The organism is Agromyces marinus, from assembly GCF_021442325.1.
Lineage (GTDB): Bacteria > Actinomycetota > Actinomycetes > Actinomycetales > Microbacteriaceae > Agromyces > Agromyces marinus.
In genome coordinates this window covers 1,542,298-1,567,136 of sequence record NZ_CP087879.1, presented here as the reverse complement: position 1 = coordinate 1,567,136, position 24,839 = coordinate 1,542,298, and the positions used below count along the sequence as shown (strand labels likewise).

The 24,839-nt window shown below is 68.2% G+C and carries 27 protein-coding genes; 16 read left to right on the top strand and 11 right to left on the bottom strand.

The genetic code is table 11. The features are described from left to right. Positions 1 to 73: 73 nt before the first annotated feature. From DSM26151_RS07355 to DSM26151_RS07345, 3 genes are read right to left on the bottom strand one after another with little or no spacing between them, the layout of a single operon-like run. Positions 74 to 826, bottom strand: coding sequence for a glycerophosphodiester phosphodiesterase (locus tag DSM26151_RS07355; protein ID WP_234661745.1), 753 nt, complete (start codon positions 824 to 826; stop codon positions 74 to 76). 4 nt (positions 827 to 830) lie between these two features. Continuing rightward, a complete protein-coding gene (locus DSM26151_RS07350; RefSeq protein ID WP_234661744.1) occupies positions 831 to 1,778 on the bottom strand; it encodes an SPFH domain-containing protein in 948 nt (315 codons plus the stop codon). Further along, positions 1,775 to 2,248, bottom strand: coding sequence for an NfeD family protein (locus tag DSM26151_RS07345; protein WP_234661743.1), 474 nt, complete (start codon positions 2,246 to 2,248; stop codon positions 1,775 to 1,777). Before DSM26151_RS07345 ends, DSM26151_RS07350 begins: the two co-directional genes overlap by 4 nt. 130 nt (positions 2,249 to 2,378) lie before the next feature. Here DSM26151_RS07345 and DSM26151_RS07340 point away from each other — a divergent pair, with 130 nt between their 5' ends. Then, on the top strand, positions 2,379 to 3,146 hold the full coding sequence (locus tag DSM26151_RS07340) for an SDR family oxidoreductase (RefSeq protein ID WP_234661742.1): 768 nt from the start codon (positions 2,379 to 2,381) through the stop codon (positions 3,144 to 3,146). A gap of 92 nt (positions 3,147 to 3,238) precedes the next feature. On the opposite strand, the gene DSM26151_RS07335 is transcribed toward DSM26151_RS07340, so the two are convergent. After that, positions 3,239 to 3,847 carry an HdeD family acid-resistance protein gene (locus tag DSM26151_RS07335; RefSeq protein WP_234661741.1) on the bottom strand — a complete coding sequence of 203 codons (609 nt, stop codon included), beginning with the start codon at positions 3,845 to 3,847 and terminating at the stop codon, positions 3,239 to 3,241. 159 nt (positions 3,848 to 4,006) lie between these two features. On the opposite strand from DSM26151_RS07335, the gene DSM26151_RS07330 reads away from it, so the two are divergent. The 7 genes from DSM26151_RS07330 (at position 4,007) to DSM26151_RS07300 (ending at position 11,211) form a co-directional block, all read left to right on the top strand. After that, entirely contained in the window at positions 4,007 to 4,450 is a 444-nt protein-coding gene (locus DSM26151_RS07330) for a helix-turn-helix domain-containing protein (protein ID WP_234661740.1), read from the top strand. Positions 4,451 to 4,460: 10 nt separating this feature from the next. Further along, positions 4,461 to 4,871, top strand: coding sequence for a VOC family protein (locus tag DSM26151_RS07325; protein ID WP_234661739.1), 411 nt, complete (start codon positions 4,461 to 4,463; stop codon positions 4,869 to 4,871). Positions 4,872 to 4,955: 84 nt separating this feature from the next. After that, the gene (locus tag DSM26151_RS07320; protein ID WP_234661830.1) at positions 4,956 to 7,349 is read left to right on the top strand and encodes an ATP-binding cassette domain-containing protein; all 2,394 of its coding nucleotides are present in this window, start codon (positions 4,956 to 4,958) and stop codon (positions 7,347 to 7,349) included. A 142-nt stretch (positions 7,350 to 7,491) separates the two neighbouring features. Then, positions 7,492 to 7,929, top strand: coding sequence for an iron chaperone (locus DSM26151_RS07315; RefSeq protein WP_234661738.1), 438 nt, complete (start codon positions 7,492 to 7,494; stop codon positions 7,927 to 7,929). 336 nt (positions 7,930 to 8,265) lie between these two features. Then, a complete protein-coding gene (locus tag DSM26151_RS07310; RefSeq protein WP_234661737.1) occupies positions 8,266 to 9,390 on the top strand; it encodes a tyrosine-type recombinase/integrase in 1,125 nt (374 codons plus the stop codon). Next, positions 9,387 to 9,731, top strand: coding sequence for a helix-turn-helix domain-containing protein (locus tag DSM26151_RS07305; RefSeq protein WP_234661736.1), 345 nt, complete (start codon positions 9,387 to 9,389; stop codon positions 9,729 to 9,731). The genes DSM26151_RS07310 and DSM26151_RS07305 overlap by 4 nt, the downstream gene beginning before the upstream one ends. A 415-nt stretch (positions 9,732 to 10,146) precedes the next feature. Beyond that, the gene (locus DSM26151_RS07300; RefSeq protein WP_234661735.1) at positions 10,147 to 11,211 is read left to right on the top strand and encodes a hypothetical protein; all 1,065 of its coding nucleotides are present in this window, start codon (positions 10,147 to 10,149) and stop codon (positions 11,209 to 11,211) included. Here the strand turns inward: DSM26151_RS07300 and DSM26151_RS15190 are convergent. Beyond that, a complete protein-coding gene (locus DSM26151_RS15190) occupies positions 11,201 to 11,683 on the bottom strand; it encodes a DUF4262 domain-containing protein (protein WP_407651025.1) in 483 nt (160 codons plus the stop codon). The genes DSM26151_RS07300 and DSM26151_RS15190 overlap by 11 nt on opposite strands. 179 nt (positions 11,684 to 11,862) lie before the next feature. Between DSM26151_RS15190 and DSM26151_RS07295 the strand changes: the two genes are divergently transcribed. Further along, complete coding sequence (locus DSM26151_RS07295; protein WP_234661734.1) at positions 11,863 to 12,378, top strand: hypothetical protein; 516 nt, start codon at positions 11,863 to 11,865, stop codon at positions 12,376 to 12,378. Between the two features lie 47 nt (positions 12,379 to 12,425). Here DSM26151_RS07295 and DSM26151_RS07290 read toward each other — a convergent pair whose 3' ends face one another. The 5 genes from DSM26151_RS07290 to dhaK form a co-directional block, all read right to left on the bottom strand. Next, entirely contained in the window at positions 12,426 to 12,902 is a 477-nt protein-coding gene (locus tag DSM26151_RS07290; protein WP_234661733.1) for a GNAT family N-acetyltransferase, read from the bottom strand. Between the two features lie 139 nt (positions 12,903 to 13,041). After that, on the bottom strand, positions 13,042 to 13,371 hold the full coding sequence (locus DSM26151_RS07285) for a hypothetical protein (protein ID WP_234661732.1): 330 nt from the start codon (positions 13,369 to 13,371) through the stop codon (positions 13,042 to 13,044). Positions 13,372 to 13,437: 66 nt separating this feature from the next. After that, positions 13,438 to 14,157, bottom strand: a complete 720-nt coding sequence (gene dhaM / locus DSM26151_RS07280; RefSeq protein ID WP_234661829.1) for a dihydroxyacetone kinase phosphoryl donor subunit DhaM — start codon at positions 14,155 to 14,157, stop codon at positions 13,438 to 13,440. Position 14,158: 1 nt separating this feature from the next. Then, the gene (gene dhaL, locus DSM26151_RS07275) at positions 14,159 to 14,806 is read right to left on the bottom strand and encodes a dihydroxyacetone kinase subunit DhaL (RefSeq protein WP_234661731.1); all 648 of its coding nucleotides are present in this window, start codon (positions 14,804 to 14,806) and stop codon (positions 14,159 to 14,161) included. Between the two features lie 9 nt (positions 14,807 to 14,815). Further along, complete coding sequence (dhaK, locus tag DSM26151_RS07270; RefSeq protein WP_234661730.1) at positions 14,816 to 15,817, bottom strand: dihydroxyacetone kinase subunit DhaK; 1,002 nt, start codon at positions 15,815 to 15,817, stop codon at positions 14,816 to 14,818. A gap of 265 nt (positions 15,818 to 16,082) precedes the next feature. On the opposite strand from dhaK, the gene DSM26151_RS07265 reads away from it, so the two are divergent. Continuing rightward, positions 16,083 to 16,808 (top strand): MIP/aquaporin family protein, encoded by a 726-nt coding sequence (locus tag DSM26151_RS07265; protein WP_234661791.1) that lies wholly within the window; start codon positions 16,083 to 16,085, stop codon positions 16,806 to 16,808. Positions 16,809 to 16,925: 117 nt separating this feature from the next. Continuing rightward, a complete protein-coding gene (gene glpK / locus DSM26151_RS07260) occupies positions 16,926 to 18,482 on the top strand; it encodes a glycerol kinase GlpK (protein ID WP_234661729.1) in 1,557 nt (518 codons plus the stop codon). Between the two features lie 71 nt (positions 18,483 to 18,553). On the opposite strand, the gene trpD is transcribed toward glpK, so the two are convergent. After that, on the bottom strand, positions 18,554 to 19,606 hold the full coding sequence (gene trpD / locus DSM26151_RS07255; protein ID WP_234661728.1) for an anthranilate phosphoribosyltransferase: 1,053 nt from the start codon (positions 19,604 to 19,606) through the stop codon (positions 18,554 to 18,556). Positions 19,607 to 19,760: 154 nt separating this feature from the next. Here trpD and ctaE point away from each other — a divergent pair, with 154 nt between their 5' ends. The 5 genes from ctaE to DSM26151_RS07230 are packed head-to-tail and all read left to right on the top strand — an operon-like array spanning position 19,761 to position 24,812. Further along, positions 19,761 to 20,375: an aa3-type cytochrome oxidase subunit III gene (gene ctaE / locus DSM26151_RS07250; protein ID WP_234661727.1), complete on the top strand. Its 615-nt coding sequence runs from the start codon at positions 19,761 to 19,763 to the stop codon at positions 20,373 to 20,375. 51 nt (positions 20,376 to 20,426) lie between these two features. Beyond that, a complete protein-coding gene (gene qcrC, locus DSM26151_RS07245; RefSeq protein ID WP_234661726.1) occupies positions 20,427 to 21,218 on the top strand; it encodes a cytochrome bc1 complex diheme cytochrome c subunit in 792 nt (263 codons plus the stop codon). 32 nt (positions 21,219 to 21,250) lie between these two features. After that, positions 21,251 to 22,330 carry a cytochrome bc1 complex Rieske iron-sulfur subunit gene (gene qcrA / locus DSM26151_RS07240; RefSeq protein WP_234661725.1) on the top strand — a complete coding sequence of 360 codons (1,080 nt, stop codon included), beginning with the start codon at positions 21,251 to 21,253 and terminating at the stop codon, positions 22,328 to 22,330. After that, a complete protein-coding gene (gene qcrB / locus DSM26151_RS07235) occupies positions 22,315 to 23,931 on the top strand; it encodes a cytochrome bc1 complex cytochrome b subunit (protein WP_407651037.1) in 1,617 nt (538 codons plus the stop codon). The genes qcrA and qcrB overlap by 16 nt, the downstream gene beginning before the upstream one ends. Positions 23,932 to 23,963: 32 nt before the next feature. Continuing rightward, positions 23,964 to 24,812 carry a methyltransferase domain-containing protein gene (locus DSM26151_RS07230; RefSeq protein WP_234661723.1) on the top strand — a complete coding sequence of 283 codons (849 nt, stop codon included), beginning with the start codon at positions 23,964 to 23,966 and terminating at the stop codon, positions 24,810 to 24,812. The last annotated feature ends 27 nt before the right edge of the window (positions 24,813 to 24,839 follow it).

The following is a 24,839-nucleotide window of genomic DNA, read 5'->3' as shown; positions in this document are numbered from 1 at the left end:
TCGATCCTCATCAGGTATAGACGATCAAGCTGGGCGCCACCTTTCCGTGGGCTGATGTTTCGCCGGGGAACTCTCAGCTTTCCGAGACGACCCGCATCGCGAGGTCGGCGCGATCGGTCACGATGCCGTCGACGCCGAGGCCGAGCAGTCGGCGCATGTCGTCCGGGTCGTTGACCGTCCACACGTGCACCTCGAGACCCGCACGGTGCGCGGTGTCGAGCAGCCCGCGGGAGAGCAGGCGCGCTCGTCCGACGCGTTCGGGGATCTGCAGCGCGGAGGCGCCGGCGACGCCGCGGCGCAGGCCGGCGGAGCTCCGGGCGACGGATGCCGCGCTCGCGCGCAGCACGGATGCCCGCCCGGCCGAGGTCGCGACCCCGGGCAGCGCCGACGCGAGCGCCCGGCGACGCCGGTCGGAGAAGGCGGTGAGCAGCACGCGATCGACGGCATCCGCCCGGCGCACGGCCCGGACGGTCGCGCTGATCGCGGCATCGGACTTCACGTCGATGTTCAGGCGCGACCCGGGGAAGGCGTGGAGCAGTTCGTCGAGCGTGCCGAAGCCGTGCCCGCCGCCGAGGTCGACGCGCCTGAGCTCGGCCAGGTCGAGCTCGCCGACCGCCTCGGGCCGGTGCGCGACCCGGCGCAGGGTCGGGTCGTGCGCGAGCACCGCGGCGCCGTCGGCGCTGGCGTGGATGTCGGTCTCGAGGTAGCGGGCGCCGGCGCGAATCGCGGCCTCGAACGCGGCGAGCGTGTTCTCGGGTGCCTCGAGCGCCAGCCCTCGGTGTGCGAGGACGCGCGGCGCGGGCGGCTCGAACCAGCCGGCGCCCACTCGTTCAGCCGAGCGGGCCGGGGCGGGACCCCGGTGACGCCGCCCCGGGCGCCTGCGGCGCGGCGCCCGCGTCGGGCGTGAAGGCGCGGCCGATGCCCTTGAGTGCCTCGGTGAGTTCGCTCGGGATGATCCACAGCTTGTTCGACGCGCCCTCGGCGAGCTGGGGGAGCATCTGCAGGTACTGGTAGCCGAGCAGCTTCGGGTCGGGGTCGCCCTTGTGGATCGCGTCGAACACCGTGAGGATCGCCTCGGCCTCGCCCTGGGCCCTGAGCACCGCGGCCTTCGCGTCACCCTCGGCGCGCAGGATCTCGGCCTGGCGGGACCCCTCGGCCTCGAGGATCGCGGACTGCTTGGTGCCCTCCGCCGTGAGGATCGCGGCGCGGCGGTCGCGCTCGGCGCGCATCTGCTTCTCCATCGAGTCCTGGATCGAGAGGGGCGGGTCGATCGCCTTCAGTTCGACTCGGGAGACGCGGATGCCCCACTTGCCGGTCGCCTCGTCGAGGACGATCCGGAGCTGGCCGTTGATGTTGTCGCGGCTCGTGAGCGCCTCTTCGAGGTTCAGTCCGCCGACGACGTTTCGGAGGGTGGTCGTGGTCAACTGCTCGACCGCTCCGAGGTAGTTGTTGATCTCGTAGGTCGCGGCACGCGCATCCGTGACCTGGAAGTAGACGACCGTGTCGATCGAGACGACCAGGTTGTCCTCGGTGATCACCGGCTGCGGCGGGAACGAGACGACCTGCTCGCGCATGTCGACGAGCGGGAGCAGCCGATCGATGAACGGCACGAGGATGTTCAGGCCGGGCGTGAGGGTCTTGTGGTACTTGCCGAGGCGCTCGACGACGCCCGAGTACGCCTGCGGCACGATCCGAATCGACTTCGCGATGACCACGATCGCGAAGATCGCGATCGCGACGACGACGATCACGGCGATGATGGGCCCGATCTCGTTCACTCCTGCGTGCTCCTCTCCATCGGGACGACGACCGCCGTCGCCCCGTCGATGCCGGTGACGAGCACGGGCTCGCCCACGGCGACATCCGCCTGCTCGGTCACGGGCGACAGTCGTGCAGTCCAGACGTCGCCGTTCTGCAGGCGCACCTGACCGCCCGCGTGCCCGACCGTGCGGACGACGGTACCCGACGCGCCGATCAGCGCGTCGATGTTGCTCTTCGTGGGGTCGGCTCCGCGCTGCAACCGCCTGAGCAGCGGTGGGCGGAGGGTCAGGATCAGCAGGAGCGCGACGACCGCGGCGATGATGAACTGCGCCCACCAGGGGATCCCGGTGAGGCCCGACAGGAGTCCGGCCACGCTGCCGAGCGCGAGCATCAGGAAGGTCATCTCGAGGGTGAACACCTCGATCGTGGCGAACACGAGGATGAGGACCAGCCAGGCGATCCACGCGTACTGGGTCAAGACATCCACATCGTCTCCTTCAGTGCCGTTCCCCGCAGTCAACCTAGCAGCGACGGCCGACCCGCGGGGGACTTGGTAGTCTCGGTGCGGCGCGCCCGGCGTGTGCGCGCACACACCCGCGTACCGAGGAGCCCTGATCGTGACCAACCCGCTCGCACCCGGATCCCTCGCAGGCCGCGTCGCCCTCGTGACCGGGTCGTCACGGGGCATCGGCGCCGACACCGTGCGCTACCTGGCAGAGGCCGGCGCCGCCGCCGTCGTGAACTACCGCAGCAAGGCGCCGCGCGCCGAGAAGATCGTGAACGAGATCGTCGCGGGCGGCGGGCGGGCGATCGCCGCCGGTGCGGACCTGACGGATGCCTCCGACGTGCAGGCCATGTTCGAGCGCGCCGTCGCCGAGTTCGGTCCGGTCGACCTGCTGGTGCTGAACGCCTCAGGCGGCATGGAGACCGGCATGGGCGAGGACTACGCGATGCGCCTGAACCGCGACGCGCAGGTCAACGTCGTCGACAACGCCCTGCCGCACCTCGCCGAGGGGGCGCGCATCGTCTTCGTGACGAGCCACCAGGCGCACTTCATCCGGACGACGCCGACCATGCCCGAGTACGAGCCCGTCGCGCTCTCCAAGCGCGCCGGCGAGGATGCGCTGCGTGCGAAGCTCCCCGAGCTGGGGGAGCGGGGCGTCGAGTTCGTCGTCGTGTCGGGCGACATGATCGAGGGCACGATCACCGCGACGCTGCTCGAGCGCGCGAACCCCGGCGCGATCGCAGCCCGCAAGGAGGACGCCGGGCGGCTCTACAACGTCTCCGAGTTCGCCGCCGAGGTCGCCCGGGCGGCCGTGGACCCGGTGCCCGCCGACCACACGCGCTACGTGGGCGACACCTCGGGATTCGCACCCGAGGCCTGAGGCCGCCACCCGAACGAACGAGGAGGGCGGGACCGGATCACCGGTCCCGCCCTCCTCGCGTTCGCCTGCGACGGATGCCGAGGCATCCGTTCTCAGTCGGAGAGCACCATGCCGCGGCCGAAGGTGAAGGCGCGCACGATCTGGACGATGCCGAGGATGATGAGCGAGATGCCGGTCACGATGAACAGGATCACCGCGCCCCACAGCGGGGAGAACAACAGCACGACGCCGGCGACGAGGCTCAGGATGCCGAAGAAGATGCTCCAGCCCTTGGACGACGAGTTGCCCGACTGCGCGAGCGCCACCACGCCCTCGATGATCCACAGGATGCCGACCAGCACGCCGAGGAAGATGCCGAGCACGACCGCGCTCTCGGTCGGGTTGGCGAACATGATGATCGAGCCGACCACGAAGACGACGCCGAGGACGATGTCCAGCGCCCTCGCGCCGCCCGACAGGCCCTTCGAGAACAGGCCGATGCCGAGGTACGCCAGGCCCGCGATGACGAAGTAGATCGCCAGCATGAACGTCAGGACGACCGCGGACTCGCGAGCCCAGAACGTCATGAACACCCCGACGATGAGGGCGATGAACCCGGTCACGCCGAGGGCGATGCGGATCGAGTTGACCGCGGACTTCGTCAGCTGGGACGAATCGAACGCGAACATCGCCATCATCCGGTTCGGTTGAGGGGTGGACATACCGGCTCCTTCCGGCGCGCACGGGGCGGCGCGCGTCACGCTCAGGCTATTCCCGGGTGACCTTCGCGCGCCGCCCGTGGCTCCCGCGTGTCGCCCCAGCCTCCGGGACCGGGTCGGGCGCGCTGGACGTCGGCGTGCCGCGCGTGCGAGCATGCGCAGGTGGAACGCCACTCACCCGACGAGCAACGCCTGCGCGACCTCGCGATCCTGCGGCGGGTGCGGGACCGGATCGACCGCGAGTTCGCGCAGCCGCTCGACGTCGAGGCACTCGCACGCGGCGCGGGCATGTCCTCCGGGCACCTGAGCCGGCGGTTTCGCGAGGCGTTCGGCGAGTCGCCCTACTCGTACCTCATGACGCGTCGGATCGAACGCGCGATGGCGCTGCTCCGGCGTGGCGACCTGAGCGTCACCGACGTGTGCTTCGACGTCGGGTCCTCCTCGCTCGGCACCTTCAGCACGCGCTTCACCGAACTCGTCGGCGTCCCGCCGAGCGTGTACCGGGAACGGTTCGCCGGTGCCACGATCGGCATGATCCCCTGCGTGGCCAAGCAGGTCACCAAACCGATCAGGAATCGAGAAGCGCAGGTCGGCGGCCGCCAATAGCGTTGCCGGCATGACCATCACCATCCACTCCAGCTTCCTTCCGCACCTCGACCCCGAGGCATCCCTCGCCTTCTACCGCGACCTGCTCGGCTTCGAGGTCCGCAACGACGTCGGGTACGAGGGCATGCGCTGGATCACGGTCGGCCCGGCCGGGCAACCGGATACCGCCGTCGTCCTCCACCCGCCGGGGGTGGGCCCGGGCATCACCGACGAGGATCGTGCGGCACTGCTCGAGATCATCGCCAAGGGCAGCTACTTCGGGGTCAACCTGGCCTCGAGCGACCTCGACGCGACGTTCGCGGACCTCGAGGCGAAGGGCGCCGAGGTCGTGCAGGAGCCGGTCGACCAGCCGTACGGACTCAGGGACTGCGCCTTCCGCGACCCGGCGGGCAACCTGATCCGGATTCAGCAGGCGGGCTGATCCCCGCACGCGCGCAGCGTCGTGGTGCGGTGCGCGCGTCGTGGTGATTGGATCGAATTCGACCGCCTTGGAGGCACCATGACCATGACAGGAAACGCCGTGTCCGCGGCATCCGCTCGACCCGTCGCGGCCGCGCCGGCCGCCGACGCCCACGACCTGATCCGGGTGCGCGGCGCCCGGGAGAACAACCTCAAGGACGTCTCGGTCGACCTGCCGAAGCGCCGGCTGACCGTGTTCACGGGCGTGTCCGGTTCCGGCAAGAGCTCGCTCGTGTTCGACACGATCGCCGCCGAGTCGCGTCGGCTCATCGACGAGACCTACAGCGCGTTCGTGCAGGGGTTCATGCCGTCGGTGCCGCGCCCCGACGTCGACGTGCTCGAGGGGCTCACGACCGCGATCCTCGTCGACCAGGAGCGCCTCGGCGCGAACCCGCGCTCGACCGTCGGCACGGTCACCGATGCGAACGCGATGCTGCGGATCCTCTTCAGCAAGCTCGGCGAGCCGCACATCGGCGGCCCGACGGCGTTCTCGTTCAACATCCCCACGCAGCAGGCGAGCGGCGTCATGACCTCGGCGACCGGCGACAAGACGATCGTCCGCAACGCCGTCTACCTCGGCGGCATGTGCCCGCGATGCGAGGGGCGCGGTTCGGTGTCCGAGCTCGACCTGTCGCAGATCGTCGACGAGAGCAGGTCGCTGAACGCCGGTGCGATCATGGTGCCCGGCTACACGGCCGACGGGTGGATGGTGCGCGGCTTCGCCGAATCCGGGTTCTACGACCCCGACAAGCCCGTCGCCGAGTTCACCGAGAAGGAACGGCACGCGCTGCTCTACAACGAGCCGACGAAGGTCAAGGTCAAGGGCATCAACCTGACCTACGAGGGCCTGATCCCCAAGATCACGAAGTCGATGCTCTCGAAGGACCTCGACGCGCTCCAGCCCCACATCCGCGCGTTCGTCGAGCGAGTCGCGACCTTCGCCCGCTGCCCCGAGTGCGACGGCACGCGGCTGACCGAGGCCGCGCGCTCGTCGAAGATCGCGGGGGTCAGCATCGCCGACGCGTGCCGCATGCAGGTCACCGACCTCGCCGAGTGGGTGCGGGGGCTCGACCTGCCGGATGCGGGGCCGCTCCTCGAGGCGCTGAGCGCCAACCTCGACGCGTTCGTCACGCTCGGACTCGGGTACCTGAGCCTCGAGCGGCCGTCGGGAACCCTGTCGGGCGGCGAGGCCCAGCGCATCAAGATGCTCCGCCACCTCGGGTCGTCGCTGACGGATGTCACCTATGTCTTCGACGAGCCCACGATCGGCCTCCACCCGCACGACATCCAGCGCATGAACACGCTGCTGCTGCAGCTGCGCGACAAGGGCAACACCGTACTGGTCGTCGAGCACAAGCCGGAGACCATCGCCATCGCCGACCACGTCGTCGACCTCGGCCCGGGCGCGGGCGTCGGCGGGGGAGAGATCGGCTTCGAGGGAACCGTCGACGGACTCAAGGCGAGCGGCACGGTCACCGGGCGGCACCTCGAGGACCGCGCGGCGATCAAGTCGTCGGTGCGGCGCGCGACCGGAGCGATCGAGGTGCGCGGCGCCGAGGAGAACAACCTGCAGGGCGTGGACGTCGACGTCCCGCTCGGGGTGCTCACGGTCGTGACGGGCGTCGCGGGATCGGGCAAGAGTTCCCTGATCCACGGGTCGGTCTCGCCGCGCGAGGGGATCGTGTCGATCGACCAGGGCGCGATCAAGGGCTCGCGGCGCAGCAGTCCGGCGACCTACACCGGCCTGCTCGACCCGATCCGGAAGGCGTTCGCGAAGGCGAACGGGGTCAAGCCCGCGTTCTTCAGCGCGAACTCCGAGGGGGCGTGCCCGACCTGCAAGGGCTCCGGGGTCATCATCACCGAGCTGGGCTTCATGGACACGATCGAGACCCCGTGCGAGGACTGCGGCGGCAAGCGCTTCCAGTCCGGGGTGCTGCAGTACACGCTCGGGGGACTGGACATCACCGAGGTGCTCGACCTTCCCGTCTCACGGGCTCGCGAGTTCTTCTCGTCGGGCGAGGCGAGGATCCCCGCGGCAGCGAAGATCCTCGGCCGGCTCGAAGACGTCGGGCTCGGCTACCTGAGCCTCGGGCAACCTCTGTCGACACTGTCGGGCGGCGAGCGGCAACGCGTCAAACTGGCGATCGCGATGGGCGAGGCCGGCGACGTGTACGTGCTCGACGAGCCGACGACGGGCCTGCACCTGGCGGACGTCGACAACCTCCTGAGACTGCTCGACGGGCTCGTCGATTCGGGGAAGACGGTCATCGTCATCGAACACCACCAGGCGGTCATGGCGCACGCCGACTGGATCATCGACCTCGGCCCGGGAGCCGGCCACGACGGCGGTCGGATCGTGTTCGAGGGCACGCCGGCCGATCTCGTCGCGAGCCGAGCGACGCTCACGGGGGAGCACCTCGCCGAGTACGTCGGCGCCTGATACCCCCCACCGGTATCGAAGGGAGAGGTCATGTGCCTGCATTCCGCATACGAGTCCGGGGGAGTCGTGTACTTGCGCGACCTGCCCGTCACGCCGGACACGACCACGCACTCCGAACAGAACGAACGAGAGGAACAACACCATGGCTGAGCGCACGCGTTCACGCGAACAGGACGGCGAGGGCTTCACCGCAGATGAGCGCGCCGCGATGAAGGAGCGCGCGAAGGAGGTGCGGCGCGGCAAGAAGAAGAACGGGCTCGACGATCTGCTCGAGAAGGTCGCAGAGATGCAGGACTCGGATCGCGAGATCGCCGAACGCGTCCACGCGCTCGTGAACGAGCACGCACCCGAGCTCGAGCCGAAGACCTGGTACGGCATGCCCGCCTACGCCAAGGGCGGCAAGGTGCTGCTGTTCTTCCAGTCCGCGGAGAAGTTCAACGGACGGTACGCCACGCTCGGATTCCAGGACACGGCTCAGCTCGACGACGGCGAGATGTGGGCGACCTCGTATGCCATCACCGGGCTGTCTGCAGCGACCGAGCAGCGGATCGTGGAGCTCGTCACCCGCGCCGTCGGGTGACGACCCTGCGCGCCTCGGCGATCGGTCGGACCGTTCGCCGAGGCGTCGGCAGCGGTCCGGCCCCGGCTTCCACCGCACGCCGATAATGCACATTATGTCCGAACGTAGGGTGACTATTCGCGGATTCTGCCAATAGCCCTCCCGTGATACGCGACCGCCATCCCGCACCCTTCGCGGGGTTGATCAGGGATTTTGCAGCAGCGCTTCGCTCGAAGGCCGTGGCTGCGTCGTGGTGCCGGGTTGAAGGGTGAATTCGCCGTTTGATCTGCGGATATCTCACCGGCTCTTGCAGAATTTGCGCTTTGTCTGCAAGATTTGCAGACGAAAGGAGCGTCCGTGCGCGATCAGATCGGCAACGTCAGTTGGCTTCCCAGCGCTCGCCCTGCGATGGACGCTGACACGTTCCTGAACGAGATTCTGACTGCGTGGAAGCGTCAACAGCTTGCTCGCAACTTCGGGTTGGTGACGATCCAACGCCGAATCCGATCGGTCGAACGGATGGCGTCGTTCGCTGGCAGCCACCCATGGGAGTGGCTTCCCTCGGATGCTGACGACTTCTTCGGGCACCTGCGCGGTGTCGAGAATCGTGCTCACAACACCGTGCGTGCCTACCAGTCGGACGTCAAGCTGTTCCTGGAGTTCGCTGGCGACCCGAACTATGACTGGAACGAGCGTTGCGGCCAATGGTTCGGGACGGTCTTCACTCAGGTGGTAACCGAGTTCAACAAGGCGAAGCACTCCGACGAGTCCCCCGATGGCGAGAAGCGGCCATTCAGCCCGCTCGAGCTGCAGGAGTTCTTCGACCTTGCGGATCTCGAACCGGAGCGCATTCTTTCCGCGGGCAGGAAAGGGGCTCTCGCAGCTTGGCGCGACGCCGTGATGTTCAAGACGCTCTATGCGTGGGGGCTGCGACACAACGAGGCAAGGAACCTCATCCTCCCGGATTTCTCACGCAATGCGCGGATGCCGGCCTATGGCGATTGGGGCGTCCTACGAGTACGGGTCGGGAAAGCGATGAAGGGAGCGCCACCGAAGCAGCGCACCGTGCTTACGATTTTCGACTGGTCGGTCGAGCTTCTCGACCACTGGATACGGGTGGGACTGCCGCGCTTTGGCGTTGGCAGAGCCGCTCCCCTGTTCCCAACGGACACCGGGCGCATGGTCGACAAGGGCTACCTCCGGAAGCGATTCCGTTCCCTCGTTGACGAGCTCGGGTTCCCACCGGGGCTCGACATCCACTCACTCAGACGGTCATACGCCACGGATCTTCAGGGAGAGCACGGATTCGATACGAGCTTCGTGCAACTGCAACTCGGCCACGAGCATGCGTCGACCACGGGTATCTACACGCGGCTCTCCCCCGACTATCGCACCAGAGAGATGAACAGGGTGCTCACGGAGACGGTCGAACGAAGTGGGGCGCGACTCCCCCGAGCGGATCCAAAGGAGAGTTCACGATGAAGCGTCAGATTCACTACGAGTGGCACACCCGGGAGCTGATGGCTCGGATGGGGATGCGCAACAGTCGCGACCTCGTCGAACCACTCCGAGAGCGTGGCATCACTCTGTCGGAATCACAGATCTACCGCATCGTTGCCCAGGATCCAGAACGGATCGCTTTCAAGGTGCTCGTTGCGCTCGCGGATATCTTCCGCGTCGAGGTCAACGAGCTGGTCACTTACACGGCGACTGATGTACGCGCACAATACCCTCGGAAGGCCGTCGGCAGTGCCGCTGAAGTGCCGCTCATCGAGGCCTACAGGCCAGTGAGAGCGCGAATCCGCCCCGACAACGATGCCTGAGCTTCGCGGCCGCGGTCGGCCCCGAACATCGGGCGAGGCACACTGCGACCGTTGCGGCCAAGACGTCCGCAAGATCCGCGTGCGCTGGCCAGACGGGACGGTCTGTGGCGCCTGTTTCGTTCGCGCGGCGAACGCCTACGGGACCTGCGCCCATTGCGGAGACCAACGGCTCCTGCCCGGCAGGTCTCCTTCCCAGGAACTCATCTGCCGCGACTGCGCCGGCATCACCACCAACCTGCTCTGTGATCGGTGTGGACGCGAAGGTGAACGCATCCGGAAGGGCGCATGCGCGCGATGCGTCGTCGTCGAGGATCTAACCACAGTGCTTCGCCCCAACGATCCACCCGACCTGCGGCTACATCGACTCATCCGTGAACTCTCATCGGTCCAGCGACCGCAGAGCATTGTCACGTGGATGGGCGGCAAGCAGGCTAGGGAACTCCTTGAAGCCATCGGCACTCGTTCCCTCTCACTCGATCACGCCGCCTTTGACGCGATCCCGGACTCGCGGGCGGTCGAACACCTGCGCGAGCTTTTGGTTCACCACCGCATCATGCCTGGTCGCGGTGATCAGTACCTCGCTCGCTTCGAGATCTGGCTCGACCGAAGACTCGAGTCGTTCGCAGGCAGGCCACATATCCAGCAACCCCTCGAACAGTTCGGCCGATGGCATCACCTTCGTCGACTTCGAAACGACCCTCCACCCAACATGGATTACGCCACACGCACGGCGAAGCAGGAGATCACCGAGGCCGGGAAGTTCATGGTCTGGCTTGAGGAGTCTCAGCACGCGCAGATCGAATACCTCACTCAGGAACACATCGACCTCTACTGGTCAGAAGGCCCCACGACACGCACCGTCGTCCGGAACTTCCTGCTCAACCGTAAATTGATCGGGCGTCGAAAGCCGCTGCACGCCCCAAAGCGTGAAGCCATGACCACTCCCCTGTCGACCCCAACCGAGCGAATGAACGCACTGCGCACCGTGATCGAAGCCGACACCGTCAAGCTTTCCACTCGGGTCGCCGCTCTGATCTTCCTGCTCTACGGCACCGAGATCGGGCGCATCGCCACTCTGAAGCGCGACGCCATTGCTCATACACCGAACGGCATGACCATCGAGCTTGGCCCCCTACTTGCCCCGGTCCCTGAGCCGCTTCTCCCTCTCTTCAGCGAGTACCTCGCCGCGAATCATCAAGGAACCCGATCGTCAACCGACGCGTCGGTCTGGCTGTTTCCGTCCACGCAGCCAGGCCGGCACATCCAGGCCAACTCGCTCTGGAACCGCTTCACGATCTTCGGCATCCGACCCCAAGCCAGCAGAAACGCAACGTTGAACGACCTCACGAAGGAGCTCGACATCAGCACGCTTTCCTCAATGCTTGGCTACGGCCTCAACACGATGGCTGCACACGCAGCTCGAGCCGGCACTCAGATGGCAACGTATCCGCTCATCAGCCGCACGACTCCTAGGAACTAGGGCCCGGGCGCCCGAGCCGCCACACAGGAAGTGGTCCAAGCAGCGGCTGCGTATCGGGCGGGTTTCGGTATCCCTCATCCCACGGAAGGTGTCCCGTCGAATCAGACCAGATCGCCTGGAGAGCGTCTACGCGACCATAGACCTCATCGATCGCTGTCAACCCGGTCGTTTCACTCACTGCAATGATGGCGATCGGCGCCGGAGGCTCGGTGAGATCCCAGACGACAGTGCCGGCCGCGTAACGCTTCCCGTCACGTACATCGGCGCCCAGCAGGTTCAAGAATCCCTGCGAAGCCTCAAACGGCATTCCAGTCATCACGAATTCGGGGTGCCCCATCGCAGTCAGACCGACCGTGTACGAGAACCCTGGCGCCGTGCCAGCACTACCGACGTGCCGAATGGCCCAACCGTACTGAGTGATCAATCCGAGCAGCTGCTGATATGGCCGGTCGACGGGGTCCTGAGATTGCACGGGGCTAAAGCTACCCGAGGTCTTGGATCCGCGGACGGCAACAACGGAGAACGGCGGCTCCTCGAGCTCGAATAGACCCCGACTTGATAAGCGCCGTATCCAGTCGGTGACCGGGATGCCCCGTTCACGCCCCCTCCCCACCTGTGAGTGCGCACATGTTCGGCGACCATACTCCGGAGATGAAGCACACTCAGGAAAGCCAGGCGGAAGGCGACCTCAGCGCCTCCCGCACACGAGCGCCGATGGACGAGGTTCCGCAGCCCGCTCGCACCGACCTCGGTGTCACGCATGTGCTGGTGGGCGAACTCCCGCCGACGATCGGCACCATGGAGGAGCCTGAGCGCTACGACGTCTCCGCGGTCTTCACGCGCCGCCCGTCGTCGGCCGAGCTGCGCCTGCTGGCGGCCCCCGCCGTGGCGTCGCGGCTCCACGATTCAGGGTATGCGCAGGCGACGCTCGAGGCAGTCGACCGACGCCTCGTCATCGGACACACCAACCTCGCCGAACTCACCGCCGGCCTGGCGGCCCTGATCGGCGAGATCCTCCTCGAGGTGGGCGCGGAGGCCGACCGACAGCAACGCGAACGCGACGCCGAATCGACCGAGCGCGCTCGCGACGAGGCCGCACGCGCCGCGATCGTGCTCGAGGCCGCGAGCCGCGTCGACTTCCGAGCGCATCCCTCGATGTACGTGTAGCTCGTCTTCGGAGGTCACCCGGAAGCGAGTGAGCGCCGGAGCGGCGATCACAGCGACTTCCGCATCTGCTGCGTGACCACGACGTACCCGGCGCTCTCGTACAGGCCGACCGCGGCGGTGTTCCTGCCGAAGACGTTCAGCTCGAGGGCCGAGGCGCCGGCTCGTCGCGCCGCCTCCTCGACCGCGTTCAGCAGCGCTCGGCCGAGCCCGCGCCCCCGCCGCGACGCGATGACCTCGATGTCGTACAGGAAGGCGATGCCCGGTGCGCCCCGTGGGTGGTCCAGGCCCACCCACGCGCGCCCGATCGGCGCGCCGTCGACGTCGACGCCCCGCAGGACGAGCATGCGCTCGGTGAGCGGCCCGTCCGGAAGCAGCCTCGCATTCTCATCGCGAGCACGCTCGACCGCGCCGTCCGGGCCCCAGCGACCTGCTTCGACCTGCTCGACGGCATACGCCTCGGCGATCTCCGTCTGCCATTCCTCGAACTCGCCCGCCGTCATCGGCCGCACGTCCACCCGCTGCATGCTGCCATGCTCGCACGCCCTCAGTGAGCACGGCGAGCACCGCGACCACTCCCCCGCATCATGAAGCGGATGCCTCGAGAAGCAGCTTCACGGTGCACCCGGTTCCCGGGCGTCGCCGACGACCCGTCGGGAGTCGTCGTCAGGCGTGGTCGTTGCGCTTGAGCTTCGCCAGACGCTCCTCGCTCGCCGGCATGCCGAATTCGTTCAGCGGCGCCGTCGCGGCCGGTTCGGGCAATCGTTCATCGGTCGGGCATTCGAGCAGCACATTCGAGGTCGACTCGTCGATCCGGTGCTCGAACATCGGGTGCCCGCAGAGCGGACACGGCTTCTCCCCCGACTGACTGCGGTCGTCGGGCTCTTCCGGGGCCATCCGCGGCGACTCGAACGCGGGCGTCAGCGCCCGGTCCACCCGGTCGAAGAACCGGGTGAATGCGTTCCCGTCGTCGTGACCCGCCTCATCGCGTGCCATGCCGCCGATGGTACTCCTCGGTCGCTCGCGCGCGCGAGCAGGAGCTCCGGGTCAGGCCGGCGCCGGTCAGTGCTCGCCGAAGCCCGATTCCGCGAGCTCCGCGAGCGCATCCACCGCCTCGGCGCCCGAAGGGTCGTCCGATGCGATCTCGATCGTGTCACCCGCGACCACGCCGAGCGCCATGATCGAGAGCAGGCTCTTCGCGTCGATCCCGTTGACCGTGACCCGCTGCGGGAAGGTGCTCGCGAGCTTCACGAACGCCGCAGCCGGCCTGGCGTGCAGGCCGTCCGCGTTCACGAGCGTCACGCTGCGCTTCGGCGAGGATCCCCCGCCGGCACCGAGAGGAGCGGATGCCGCCTCCTCGACCGGGACCGGCTCACCGGAGTCGTCCGCGCCGCCGCCTGCGCTCTGCGCCGCCCGGACGACCGTGTCCAGGTCACCGCCCGACTCCGCGGCGACGGATGCCGCAACCGCGCCCTCGACGAGCGGTGCGTCCGCGATCCGCACTCGCGGCCTCCGGTCGTCGTCGAGGAAGTCCAGTGCGGTCTCCGCGGTCAGGATCGCCGAGCCGAGGTCGCACAACACGACCGCGCCCGCGCCGGTCTCTGCGGCGACGATCGCCGCGGAGACCCGATCGAAGCTCGTGCCGATGCGCCCGTCGTCCGTACCCCCGGCAGCCTCGATCCGCACGTTCGCCGCCATCTGCCGTGCGAGCTCGACGACGCCGCGTGCGATCAGGTCCGAGTGCGAGACGACGACGACACCGACGAGCGCACCCGCACCCATCTCAGGCACTGGTCCCGTTCGCCGCTGCTACGGCCGCGGCCTCGAGCAGGTACACGGTCGACTGCGCACCGGGGTCGCGATGGCCGGCCGACCGCTCCCCCAGGTAGCTGGCACGACCCTTGCGCGCGACGAGCGGTTCCGTCGCAGCTGCACCGGTCGCGGCGGCATCCGCTGCGGCACGCAGAGTCTCGGCGGCGCTCGCGCCGCCATCGGCCGCGGACCTCGCGGCATCGACCGCCGGAGTCCACGCGTCGACCATCGTCTTGTCGCCGCTCTCGGCCTTGCCGCGCGAGACGATGCCGTCGCGCGCCGCCTCGAGCATCGCCGCCACGCCGGCCGCGTCCAGGGACGACTCGCCGGCGACCGCCATGGATCCCTTCAGGAACGCCGTCCCGTACAGTGGCCCGGCGGCGCCGCCGACCGTGGAGATCAGCGTCGTCGCGACGAGCTTCAGCACGTCCGAGGGCGCCGAGCCCGCAGGCAGGTCGTCGAGCTTCGGGAGCACGGCCTGGAAGCCGCGGTCCATGTTCTCTCCATGGTCGCCGTCGCCGATCTCACGGTCGAGCGTGATGAGCTCGACCCGGTGCTCGGCGAGCGTCTCGGCGCCGCGTCTGACCCAGTCCACCGCCCAGGTGATGTCCAGTCCCACCGCGATCGCCTACCGTCCCCACCGCAGGGCGGCGGTGTGCACGGGTGCGTCCCACAGTTCGAGCATGTCGTCGTCCAGCTTCAGCAGCGTGATCGAGAACCCCTGCATCTCGAGGGAGGTGATGTAGTTGCCCACGAGGGAGCGCTCGACGCGGATGCCCTGCTCGGCGAGCGACTCGGCCGCGCGTCGGTAGGCGATGTACAGCTCGATCTGCGGGGTGCCCCCCATGCCGTTGACGAACAGCAGCACCCGGTCGCCCGACGAGAACGGGAGGTCCTCCACGATCGGCTCGAGCAACCGGTCGACGATCGCGTCGGCCGGCTCGAGCTTGATCCGCTCGCGCCCCGGCTCGCCGTGGATGCCGATGCCGATCTCGACCTCGTCCTCCGCGAGCGTGAAGCTCGGCTCGCCGGCGTGGGGAACCGTGCACGGCGTCAACGCCATGCCCATCGAACGCACGTTCGCATTCACGCGTTCGGCGACCTCGGCGACCTGCTCCAACGAGTCGCCCCGCTCGGCCGCGGCGCCGGCGATCTTCTCGACCAGCACCGTCCCGCCCACGCCTCGCCGTCCTGCGGTGTAGAGCGAGTCCTTGACGGCGACGTCGTCGTTGGTCACCACGGCGCGGACCTCGATGCCGTCGGCCGCTGCGAGGTCCGCAGCGGTCTCGAAGTTCAGGACGTCGCCGGTGTAGTTCTTCACGATGTGGAGCACGCCCTTGCCGCCGTCCACGGCTTTCGTCGCCGCGAGGATCGGGTCTGGCGTGGGCGAGGTGAAGACCGCGCCCGGGACCGCCGCGTCGAGCATGCCCGGCCCGACGAAACCGGCGTGCAGGGGCTCGTGCCCGCTCCCGCCGCCCGACACCAGCCCGACCTTGCCCGCGACGGGCGCGTCGCCGCGCACCACGTGGATGGGATCGGTCTCGACCCGGACCAGGTCGGCGTGCGCGAGTCCGAACCCCGCAACCGACTCGTCGACCACGCGCTTCGGATCGTTGATGATCTTCTTCACGACAGAACGTCCCTTCCCCTCGGCCGCCACCCTCGGCCCCGTCGCCGTCGACGGGAGCGCGGCACTCCCGCCAAGCTACCCCCGCCGAGCACGGGGATGAAAGGGCCATCGACGATTTGCCGCGCGCCCTTCCGTACCGCTTCGCGGCCCGAGTAGGGTGGGCGCTGATCCGCCCTGGGGCGCGGCCCCCGGGCACGGCGAAAGGATGGAAGTCAACGTGGACAATCTCGGAGTGCTGTTCCTCTCCGAACTCGTGGGCACCGCGATGCTGGTGCTCCTGGGTTGCGGAGTCGTGGCGAACGTCGCCCTGGCCAAGACGAAGGGCTTCAACGGCGGCTTCCTCATGGTCAACATCGGCTGGGGCCTCGCGGTCTTCTCCGGTGTCGTCGTGGCCTACGCGTCGGGCGCGCACATCAACCCGGCCGTCACGGTCGGCCTCGTCGCCAACGGTGCCACCGAGTTCGGCAACCCGGCGTTCGGGACGACCGTCCCGGTGGACGCGGTCTCGGTGCTCACCTTCATCGGCGCGCAGATGATCGGCGCCTTCCTCGGCGCGATCATCGTCTGGCTCGGCTACAAGCAGCACTTCGACGGCGAGCCCGAGCCCGCCAACAAGCTCGGCGTGTTCTCGACCGGCCCCGCCATCCGCTCCTACGGCTGGAACCTCGTGACCGAGATCATCGGCACGTTCGTGCTGGTCTTCGTCGTGATCGGGTTCGGCCGCAACGGCGACGCGTCGGGCCTTGCCGCACTCGGCGCGCTGCCCGTGGCGCTGCTGGTCATCGGTATCGGCGCGTCCCTGGGTGGTCCGACCGGGTACGCGATCAACCCGGCCCGCGACCTCGGCCCGCGCATCGCGCACGCCATCCTGCCCATCCAGGGCAAGGGCTCCAGCGACTGGTCCTACTCGTGGGTCCCGGTCGTCGGCCCGCTCATCGGCGGCGTGCTCGCCGGATGGGCGGCCCTCGCCGCGCTGCCCGTCCTGGGCTGATCAACCGAGGGGCCGGTCCCGCGACCGGCCCCTCGATCGTCCGCGGCGCCGCGCTCAGCGCGCCGACGCGAGCGGGCGGACTCGTTCCACCAGTGCAACAGAGAGGACGGACCGGCCATGGCCGACTACATCCTGGCGATCGACCAGGGAACCACCAGCACCCGCGCGATCATCTTCGACAAGCACGGGACGATCGTCTCGACCGGGCAGCTCGAACACGAGCAGATCTTCCCCAAGGCCGGCTGGGTCGAACACGACCCGATGGAGATCTGGCACAACACCCGCGAGGTGATCGGCCAGGCACTCGGCAAGGCCGACCTCACCCGCCACGACATCGCCGCGGTCGGCATCACGAACCAGCGCGAGACCGCCGTGGTCTGGGATCGCACGACCGGCGAGCCGGTCTACAACGCGATCGTCTGGCAGGACACCCGCACGCAGCCGATCGTCGACCGCCTCGCCGACGAGGGAGGGGTCGAGCGCTTCGCGCGCGAGAACCTCGACGTGCCGGTCGGTGTCGACCGCTTCAAGCACATCGTCGGGCTTCCCCTCGCGACCTACTTCTCGGGCACGAAGATCGTCTGGATCCTCGAGAACGTCGAGGGCGCGCGCGAGAAGGCCGAGGCCGGCGACCTCATCTTCGGCACCACCGACTGCTGGGTGCTGTGGAACCTCACGGGCGGCGTCGACGGCGGCGTGCACGCGACGGATGTCACCAACGCCAGCCGCACCCTCTTCATGGACCTCGAGACCCTGTCCTGGCGCGACGACATCCTCGAGGAGTTCGGGGTGCCGCGCTCGATGATGCCGGAGATCAAGTCGTCCTCCGAGGTGTACGGAACGGTCGAATCCTCGAGCCTGCTCCGCGAGGTTCCGGTCGCCGGCATCCTCGGCGACCAGCAGGCGGCCACGTTCGGCCAGGCCGCGTTCGACAGCGGCGAGTCGAAGAACACCTACGGCACGGGCAACTTCCTGATCTTCAACACGGACACCGAGATCGTCCACTCGAAGAACGGGCTGCTCACCACGCTCGGGTACAAGCTCGGCGACCAGCCGGCGCACTACGCGCTCGAGGGATCCATCGCGGTCACCGGGTCGCTCATCCAGTGGCTCCGCGACAACCTCGGCCTCATCTCGAGCGCACCCGAGATCGAGGAGCTCGCGAAGTCCGTCGAGGACAACGGCGGCGCGTACTTCGTGCCGGCGTTCTCGGGGCTCTTCGCCCCGTACTGGCGTCCGGACGCACGCGGTGCCCTCGTGGGCCTGACCCGATACGTGAACAAGGGGCACATCGCGCGAGCGGCGCTCGAGGCGACGGCGTTCCAGACGCGCGAGGTGCTCGATGCCGTCAATGCCGACTCGGGCGTCGAGCTCACCGAGCTGAAGGTCGACGGCGGGATGATCGCCAACAACACGCTCATGCAGTTCCAGGCCGACATCCTCGGCGTGCCGGTCGTGCGCCCGGTCGTCGCCGAGACGACCGCGCTCGGCGCGGCCTACGCGGCGGGTCTCGCCGTCGGGTTCTGGTCGAGCCTCGACGACCTGCGCGCCAACTGGCAGGAGGACCGGCGCTGGGAACCGTCGATGGATGCCGACGAGCGCGAGCGTCAGCTCCGCCTCTGGAAGAAGGCGGTCACGAAGACGCTCGACTGGGTCGACGACGACGTGAAGTGATCACTCCTCAGGCGATGGGGCTCCGCACCGCGGGGCCCCATCGTCATGAGCGGATGCCGCGACCCGGCGCTTCAACGCCGGGTCGCGCTCACCCAGTCCTCGAGCTTGCGGGCGGCCGCGCCGCTGTCGATCGCCCCCTCGGCGATCGCCATCTTCTCGTGGAACCGTTCCAGGATCGTGCGCTGGAACTGGCTCGGATCGCCCGCCAGCTCATAGGAGACGAGGCCGGCCGCCGCGTTCAGCACGACGATGTCGCGGACGGCCCCGCGGGCGCCGCCGAGCACCTCGCGCACGATGGCGGCGTTGTATGCCGAGTCGCCGCCCCGCAGTTGCTCGATCGCCGCGCGCGGGATCCCGAGGTCGCGCGGGTCGAGGTCGTGTTCCTTGACCGTGCCTCGCGAGACCTCCCAGATGTGGCTGTGACCGGTCGTGGTGAGTTCGTCGAGTCCGTCATCGCCCCGGAACACGAGCGCCGTGGCACCGCGGGTCTGGAACACGCCGACGATGAGCGGAACGCGATCGAGCTGGGCGACGCCGACAGCGGATGCCTCGGGCCGGGCCGGGTTGCACAGCGGCCCGAGGAAGTTGAAGACGGTCGGGACGCCGAGCTGGGCGCGGATGGGACCGGCGTGTCTGAACCCCGGGTGGAAGGCCCCGGCGAAGGCGAACGTGATGCCGGTCTCGTCGAGCACTTCGGCCACGCGACGGGCGGGCAGTCCGAGATCGATGCCGAGGGCGCCGAGCACGTCCGAGGAACCGGATGACGAACTCGCCGCGCGATTGCCGTGCTTGACGACCGGAACGCCGGCCGCAGCCGCGACGACGGATGCCATCGTCGAGACGTTCACGGTCCCGAAGCGGTCGCCGCCGGTGCCGACGATGTCGAGCGCCATCGAGTCGACCGGGAGGTCGACGGCGTGCTCGAGGATGGCATCCCGGAAGCCGACGATCTCGTCGACGGTCTCGCCCTTCAGGCGCAGCGCGATGAGGAAGGCGGCGAGCTGCGCGTCGGTCGCCGAGCCCGTCATGACCTGTTCCATGCACCACGCGGCATCCGACACGCTGAGGTCGTCGCCCGCGAGGAGCGTGTTCAGGAGATCGGGCCAGGTGTGCTCGGTGGGCATGCGATCGATCCTATCCGCGCGGATTCGCGGCGGATTCACGGGTGCCCGACAGGCTCGTCGCAGGCTCGATTGTGGGAATCTCCATCGGATCGACCCGTGGCGGGCGAAACCGCGCCGCCGAATCAGCCATAATGGGAGCGTGACGAGCACCTCAATGACGTTTCAGACGGGCGCGCCTGCGATCAAGCGGCCGAACACCGTCGCGGTCGGTACCATCGTGTGGCTTGGCAGCGAGGTCATGTTCTTCGCCGGCCTCTTCGCGATCTACTTCACGCTTCGGTCGACGTCCCCCGAATTGTGGGAGTTCGAAGCCGGCCGGCTCAACGTCCCGTTCGCACTCGGCAACACCCTGATCCTCGTGGCGTCGTCGTTCACCTGCCAGTTCGGCGTGTTCGCGGCCGAACGCATGCAGCCCTACCGCACGAGCTGGAAGCTGCGTGACTGGGGCATGGTCGAGTGGTTCTTCGTGACCTTCGTCATGGGTGCGATCTTCGTCGCCGGCCAGGCGTACGAGTACGCCGCCCTCGTCTCCGAGGGCATCGCGCTCGACTCGAACGCGTACGGTTCCGCGTTCTACCTGACGACCGGCTTCCACGCGCTGCACGTCACCGGCGGCCTCATCGCGTTCCTCCTCGTCATCGGCCGCGTCTACGCCGTCAAGAACTTCGGTCACAAGGAAGCCACCAGCGCGATCGTCGTGTCCTACTACTGGCACTTCGTCGACGTGGTCTGGATCGGCCTCTTCCTCGTCATCTACGTGCTCAAGTAGACCGAGTCAGGAGCCACCCGAACTGCCATGCCCGTGAACAGGAAGAGATCAATGAACCGCTCGAAGCGACGCTCCGGCCGCCGGCATCCGCTCGCCACCGCCGCGCTGCTCGCGCTCGGCCTCGTCTTCACCGGAGGCGCCTACGCCGCCTTCAGCACCACGACCGCCCAGGCCGAGGCCGCCCCCACTTCGCAGGCGACCATCGAGGAGGGCAAGAAGCTCTTCCAGGCGAACTGCGCCACCTGCCACGGGCTCGACGCCTCGGGCACCGCAGAGGGGCCGAGCCTGATCGGCGTCGGCGCCGCATCCGTCGACTTCCAGGTCGGCACGGGGCGCATGCCCATGCAGATGCAGGGGCCCCAGGCGGAGCAGAAGCCCGTGCAGTTCACGGATGAGCAGATCAAGCAGCTTGCCTACTACGTCGCCTCCCTCGGCCCCGGCCCCGACATCCCCGCCGACAGCCTCGTCAACGGCGGCGGCGATGCCGCGAACGGCGCCGAGCTCTTCCGCATCAACTGCGCGATGTGCCACAACGTCGCGGGTGCCGGCGGCGCCCTCACCGAGGGCAAGTACGCTCCCCCGCTGTCCGACGTCTCGGGCGTGCATATCTACGAGGCCATGGTCACCGGCCCGCAGAACATGCCGGTCTTCAACGACCTGAACATCTCGCCGGAAGACAAGCGCGACATCATCACCTACCTGCAGTACGTCCAGGACAACCGCTCGCCCGGCGGGTTCGAGCTCGGCTCGCTCGGACCGGTCTCGGAAGGCCTGTTCATCTGGATCTTCGGTCTCGGCGCCATCGTCGCGATCACCGTGTGGATCACGGCGAAGTCCAACTAGGGCCCGCACCGAAGAAGCGAAGAAGGAGAACCATGGCACAGGACGACCACAGCGGCAGCACGGAACTCGCCGCTGCCGACTCGTCGCACGCCGAGACCGTTCCCGCCCTCGAGACGGGCACCGCCCTGATCCAGGCGGACGCGTTCGAGAACCCCGGCTTCCCGCCGCACCGTCCGCGGGTCACGGACGAGGACCCGAAGAAGGAGAAGCGTGCGCAGCGTACGGTGTACACGCTCTTCTACCTGTCGATCCTCGGCAGCATCTGGGCGATCGCTGCGTACATGCTCTTCCCGATGGAGTCGAACAACGTCGGCGATGTCCGCCTGAACAACCTGTTCATCGGCCTCGGGTCGGCGCTGGCGCTGCTCGGTATCGGCTTCGGCGCGGTGCACTGGGCGAAGGCCGTCATGACCGACGTCGAGATCGCGGACGAGCGCCACAAGGTCGGCGGCAACGTCGCGTCGCGTGAGGGCGCCGTCAAGGTCTTCCAGGATGCCGACCGCGAGTCGGGCTTCACCCGGCGCTCCGCGATCCGCAACAGCCTCATCGGTGCGCTGCTCGTCTTCCCGATTCCCGCGGTCGTGCTGTTCCGCGGACTCGCGCCGCAGGACATCAACCCGGTCGAACTGCTCAGCCACACCATGTGGAAGAAGGGCACGCGACTCACGATCGACCCGTCCGGCGTGCCCATCAAGGCCTCCGACGTCACGATCGGCAGCGCCTTCCACGTCATCCCCGAGGGCCTGAGCGAGATGCACCACGGGCGCCTCGAAGAGAAGGCCAAGGCCGCCGTGCTCCTCATGCGCCTCAACCCCGACGAGCTCAACGAGCTCCCGGATCGCGAATCCTGGTCGTACGACGGCATCGTCGCGTACTCCAAGATCTGCACCCACGTCGGCTGCCCGGTCGCCCTCTACGAGCAGCACACGCACCACCTGCTCTGCCCGTGCCACCAGTCGCAGTTCGACGTGGCCAACCACTGCGAGGTCATCTTCGGACCGGCCGCCCGGCCGCTGCCGCAGCTGCCGATCGCCGTCGATGACGAGGGTTACCTCGTCGCGCAGAGCGACTTCACCGAACCCGTGGGTCCGAGCTTCTGGGAGCGTCATTGAGCACCGCAGCCACGCGCACGCCGCAGCGCAGAACATTCACCGCGGCAGCGTCGAACTACATCGATGAGCGCACGAGCGTCTCGACGTTCGTCAAGGAACTCGGCCGCAAGGCCTTCCCCGACCACTGGTCGTTCCTGCTCGGCGAGGTCGCGCTGTTCAGCTTCCTCGTCATCCTGATCACCGGCACGTTCCTGACGTTCTTCTTCCAGGCGTCGATGGTCGAGATCGAGTACGAGGGGTCGTACGTGCCCCTCAAGGGCGTCGAGATGTCCGCCGCCATGGCGTCGACGCTCGACATCTCGTTCGACCTCCGTGGCGGACTCTTCGTCCGGCAGATGCACCACTGGGCCGCGCTCATGTTCGTCGCCGCGATCGGCCTGCACATGCTGCGCATCTTCTTCACGGGCGCGTTCCGCAAGCCTCGTGAGCTGAACTGGGTCATCGGCTTCGTGATGTTCATCCTCGCGATGGGTGAGGGCTTCACCGGCTACTCGCTTCCCGACGACCTGCTCTCGGGCAACGGCCTGCGCATCATCGACGGCATGATCAAGGGCCTGCCGCTGATCGGAACGTGGACCTCGTTCCTGCTCTTCGGTGGCGAGTTCCCGGGCACCGCGATCGTGGGGCGCCTGTACACGCTGCACATCCTGCTGCTGCCCGTGATCCTGCTCGCCCTCATCGCCCTCCACCTCATGTTCGTGGTCGTGCACAAGCACACGCAGTACGCGGCCCCCGGCCGGACCCAGCAGAACGCGGTCGGCCCGCCCATCCTGCCGATCTACGCGGCCAAGGCCGGCGGATTCTTCTTCCTGGTCTTCGGTGTCCTCGCCCTCATCTCGGCGCTGTTCACGATCAACCCGATCTGGAACTACGGCCCGTACGACCCGTCGCCCGTCTCCGCAGGAACGCAGCCCGACTGGTACATCGGCTTCGCCGACGGTGCCCTGCGACTCGTGCCCCCGGGCTGGGAGTTCGTGCTGTTCGACCGCACGTGGTCGTTCAACATCCTCGCCCCGATGGCGGTGCTCGGCGGGTTCATCCTGCTGGTCTTCATCTACCCGTTCATCGAGGCGTGGGTCACCGGCGACAAGCGCGAGCACCACATCGCGGACCGTCCGCGCAACGCTCCGACCCGTACCGCGATCGGCGCTGCGGGGGTCACCTTCTACGCGGTCCTGTGGGCCGCGGCGAGCTCGGACCTCATCGCGACGCACTTCATGCTGACGATGGAGGGCGTGATCCACTCCCTCCAGGCGCTGCTCATCTTCGGGCCGATCGTCGCCTACTTCGTCGCCAAGCGCGTCTGCATCGCGCTGCAGAAGAAGGACCGCGAGATCGTGCTGCACGGCTACGAGTCCGGCCGCATCGTCAAGCTCCCCGGTGGCGAGTTCATCGAGGTGCACCAGCCGCTCGACGAGTACGAGCGTTGGCACCTGGTCAGCTACGAGTCGTACGAACCGCTCATGCTGCGCCCGAACGCGCGCGGCAAGATCACGGTCGGCCAGAAGCTTCGAGCTGGCATGTCGCGCTGGTTCTTCGAGGACCGCATCGCGCCGGTCACGAAGGGCGAGCTCGAGGCCTCCCACTCGCAGCACCACTGATCCACGCGTCACCTCAGTTCGGGCACCGGACCATGTCGATCGATTCGACCTGGCTTCGGTGCCCGAACTGCTTCTCGGCCCTCGCCGGCGTCGATGACCGCGTGTACGGCTGTTCGAGCGGCCACCGGTTCGATCGCTCGAAGTACGGCTTCCTGACGTTGTTGCCCCCGAGAGCACCGCGCACCCTCGGCGACGATCGCGCCATGCTCGCCGCCAGGGACACGGTGCTGCAGTCGGGCGTGTTCGACCGGATCGCGGACGCCGTCGTCGCAGCCGCCTCCGGTGTGCACGCCGACCGCCCACTCCGCGTCGCCGACCTCGGTTGCGGTACGGGCTTCTACGCGGCTCGACTCGATAGGGCCCTGCCAGGCACGGCCTTCCTCCTGGGCGACCGTTCACCCGACGCCGTCCGCGCGGCGGCTCGTGCCGTGCCGTCGGGCAGCCCTGTCGTGCTCGACATCTGGCAACCACTCCCACTGCGTGACGAGTCGGCGGATGTCATCCTGAACGTGTTCGCGCCCCGCAATCCCGGCGAGTTCGCGCGAATCCTCCGGCCGGGCGGCCGCGCGATCGTCGTCGTTCCTCGAGCGGACCACCTCGGCGAGCTCCGGTCCGAGGGCACGCTGCTCGACATCCCTCCGGACAAGGCCGCCGCCGTCACTGATCAGCTTCGCGTCGCCGGATTCGAGCCCGCATCGGCAGACCACGTCCGCTCGCGCTGCGAGGTCGACGACGCTCTCCGCACGAAGTTCGCGGCGATGGGACCGTCCGCGCACCATGCCGCGGCGCTCACCGGGGCGAGCTCCTCTTCGAGCGCGGGCGATCACCTGGTCGTGACCGTCTCGGTCGATGTCCTGACGTTCGTACTCCCCAGCCGTTGAGGTTCCGTTTCCGCGTCATGCTGTCGC

Excerpts from the sequence above, each read along its gene's own strand:
- DSM26151_RS07265 (WP_234661791.1), top strand. The coding sequence starts at position 16,083 with ATGCTGGTGCTCCTGGGTTGCGGAGTCGTGGCGAACGTCGCCCTGGCC.
- DSM26151_RS07320 (WP_234661830.1), top strand. The coding sequence starts at position 4,956 with ATGACAGGAAACGCCGTGTCCGCGGCATCCGCTCGACCCGTCGCGGCC.
- DSM26151_RS07335 (WP_234661741.1), bottom strand. The coding sequence starts at position 3,847 with ATGTCCACCCCTCAACCGAACCGGATGATGGCGATGTTCGCGTTCGAT.
- DSM26151_RS07295 (WP_234661734.1), top strand. The coding sequence starts at position 11,863 with ATGAAGCACACTCAGGAAAGCCAGGCGGAAGGCGACCTCAGCGCCTCC.
- glpK (WP_234661729.1), top strand. The coding sequence starts at position 16,926 with ATGGCCGACTACATCCTGGCGATCGACCAGGGAACCACCAGCACCCGC.
- qcrC (WP_234661726.1), top strand. The coding sequence starts at position 20,427 with ATGAACCGCTCGAAGCGACGCTCCGGCCGCCGGCATCCGCTCGCCACC.
- DSM26151_RS07305 (WP_234661736.1), top strand. The coding sequence starts at position 9,387 with ATGAAGCGTCAGATTCACTACGAGTGGCACACCCGGGAGCTGATGGCT.
- ctaE (WP_234661727.1), top strand. The coding sequence starts at position 19,761 with ATGACGTTTCAGACGGGCGCGCCTGCGATCAAGCGGCCGAACACCGTC.
- trpD (WP_234661728.1), bottom strand. The coding sequence starts at position 19,606 with ATGCCCACCGAGCACACCTGGCCCGATCTCCTGAACACGCTCCTCGCG.
- DSM26151_RS07230 (WP_234661723.1), top strand. The coding sequence starts at position 23,964 with ATGTCGATCGATTCGACCTGGCTTCGGTGCCCGAACTGCTTCTCGGCC.
- DSM26151_RS07290 (WP_234661733.1), bottom strand. The coding sequence starts at position 12,902 with ATGCAGCGGGTGGACGTGCGGCCGATGACGGCGGGCGAGTTCGAGGAA.
- DSM26151_RS07300 (WP_234661735.1), top strand. The coding sequence starts at position 10,147 with ATGGGCGGCAAGCAGGCTAGGGAACTCCTTGAAGCCATCGGCACTCGT.
- dhaM (WP_234661829.1), bottom strand. The coding sequence starts at position 14,157 with ATGGGTGCGGGTGCGCTCGTCGGTGTCGTCGTCGTCTCGCACTCGGAC.
- DSM26151_RS07285 (WP_234661732.1), bottom strand. The coding sequence starts at position 13,371 with ATGGCACGCGATGAGGCGGGTCACGACGACGGGAACGCATTCACCCGG.
- DSM26151_RS07315 (WP_234661738.1), top strand. The coding sequence starts at position 7,492 with ATGGCTGAGCGCACGCGTTCACGCGAACAGGACGGCGAGGGCTTCACC.
- DSM26151_RS07325 (WP_234661739.1), top strand. The coding sequence starts at position 4,461 with ATGACCATCACCATCCACTCCAGCTTCCTTCCGCACCTCGACCCCGAG.
- qcrA (WP_234661725.1), top strand. The coding sequence starts at position 21,251 with ATGGCACAGGACGACCACAGCGGCAGCACGGAACTCGCCGCTGCCGAC.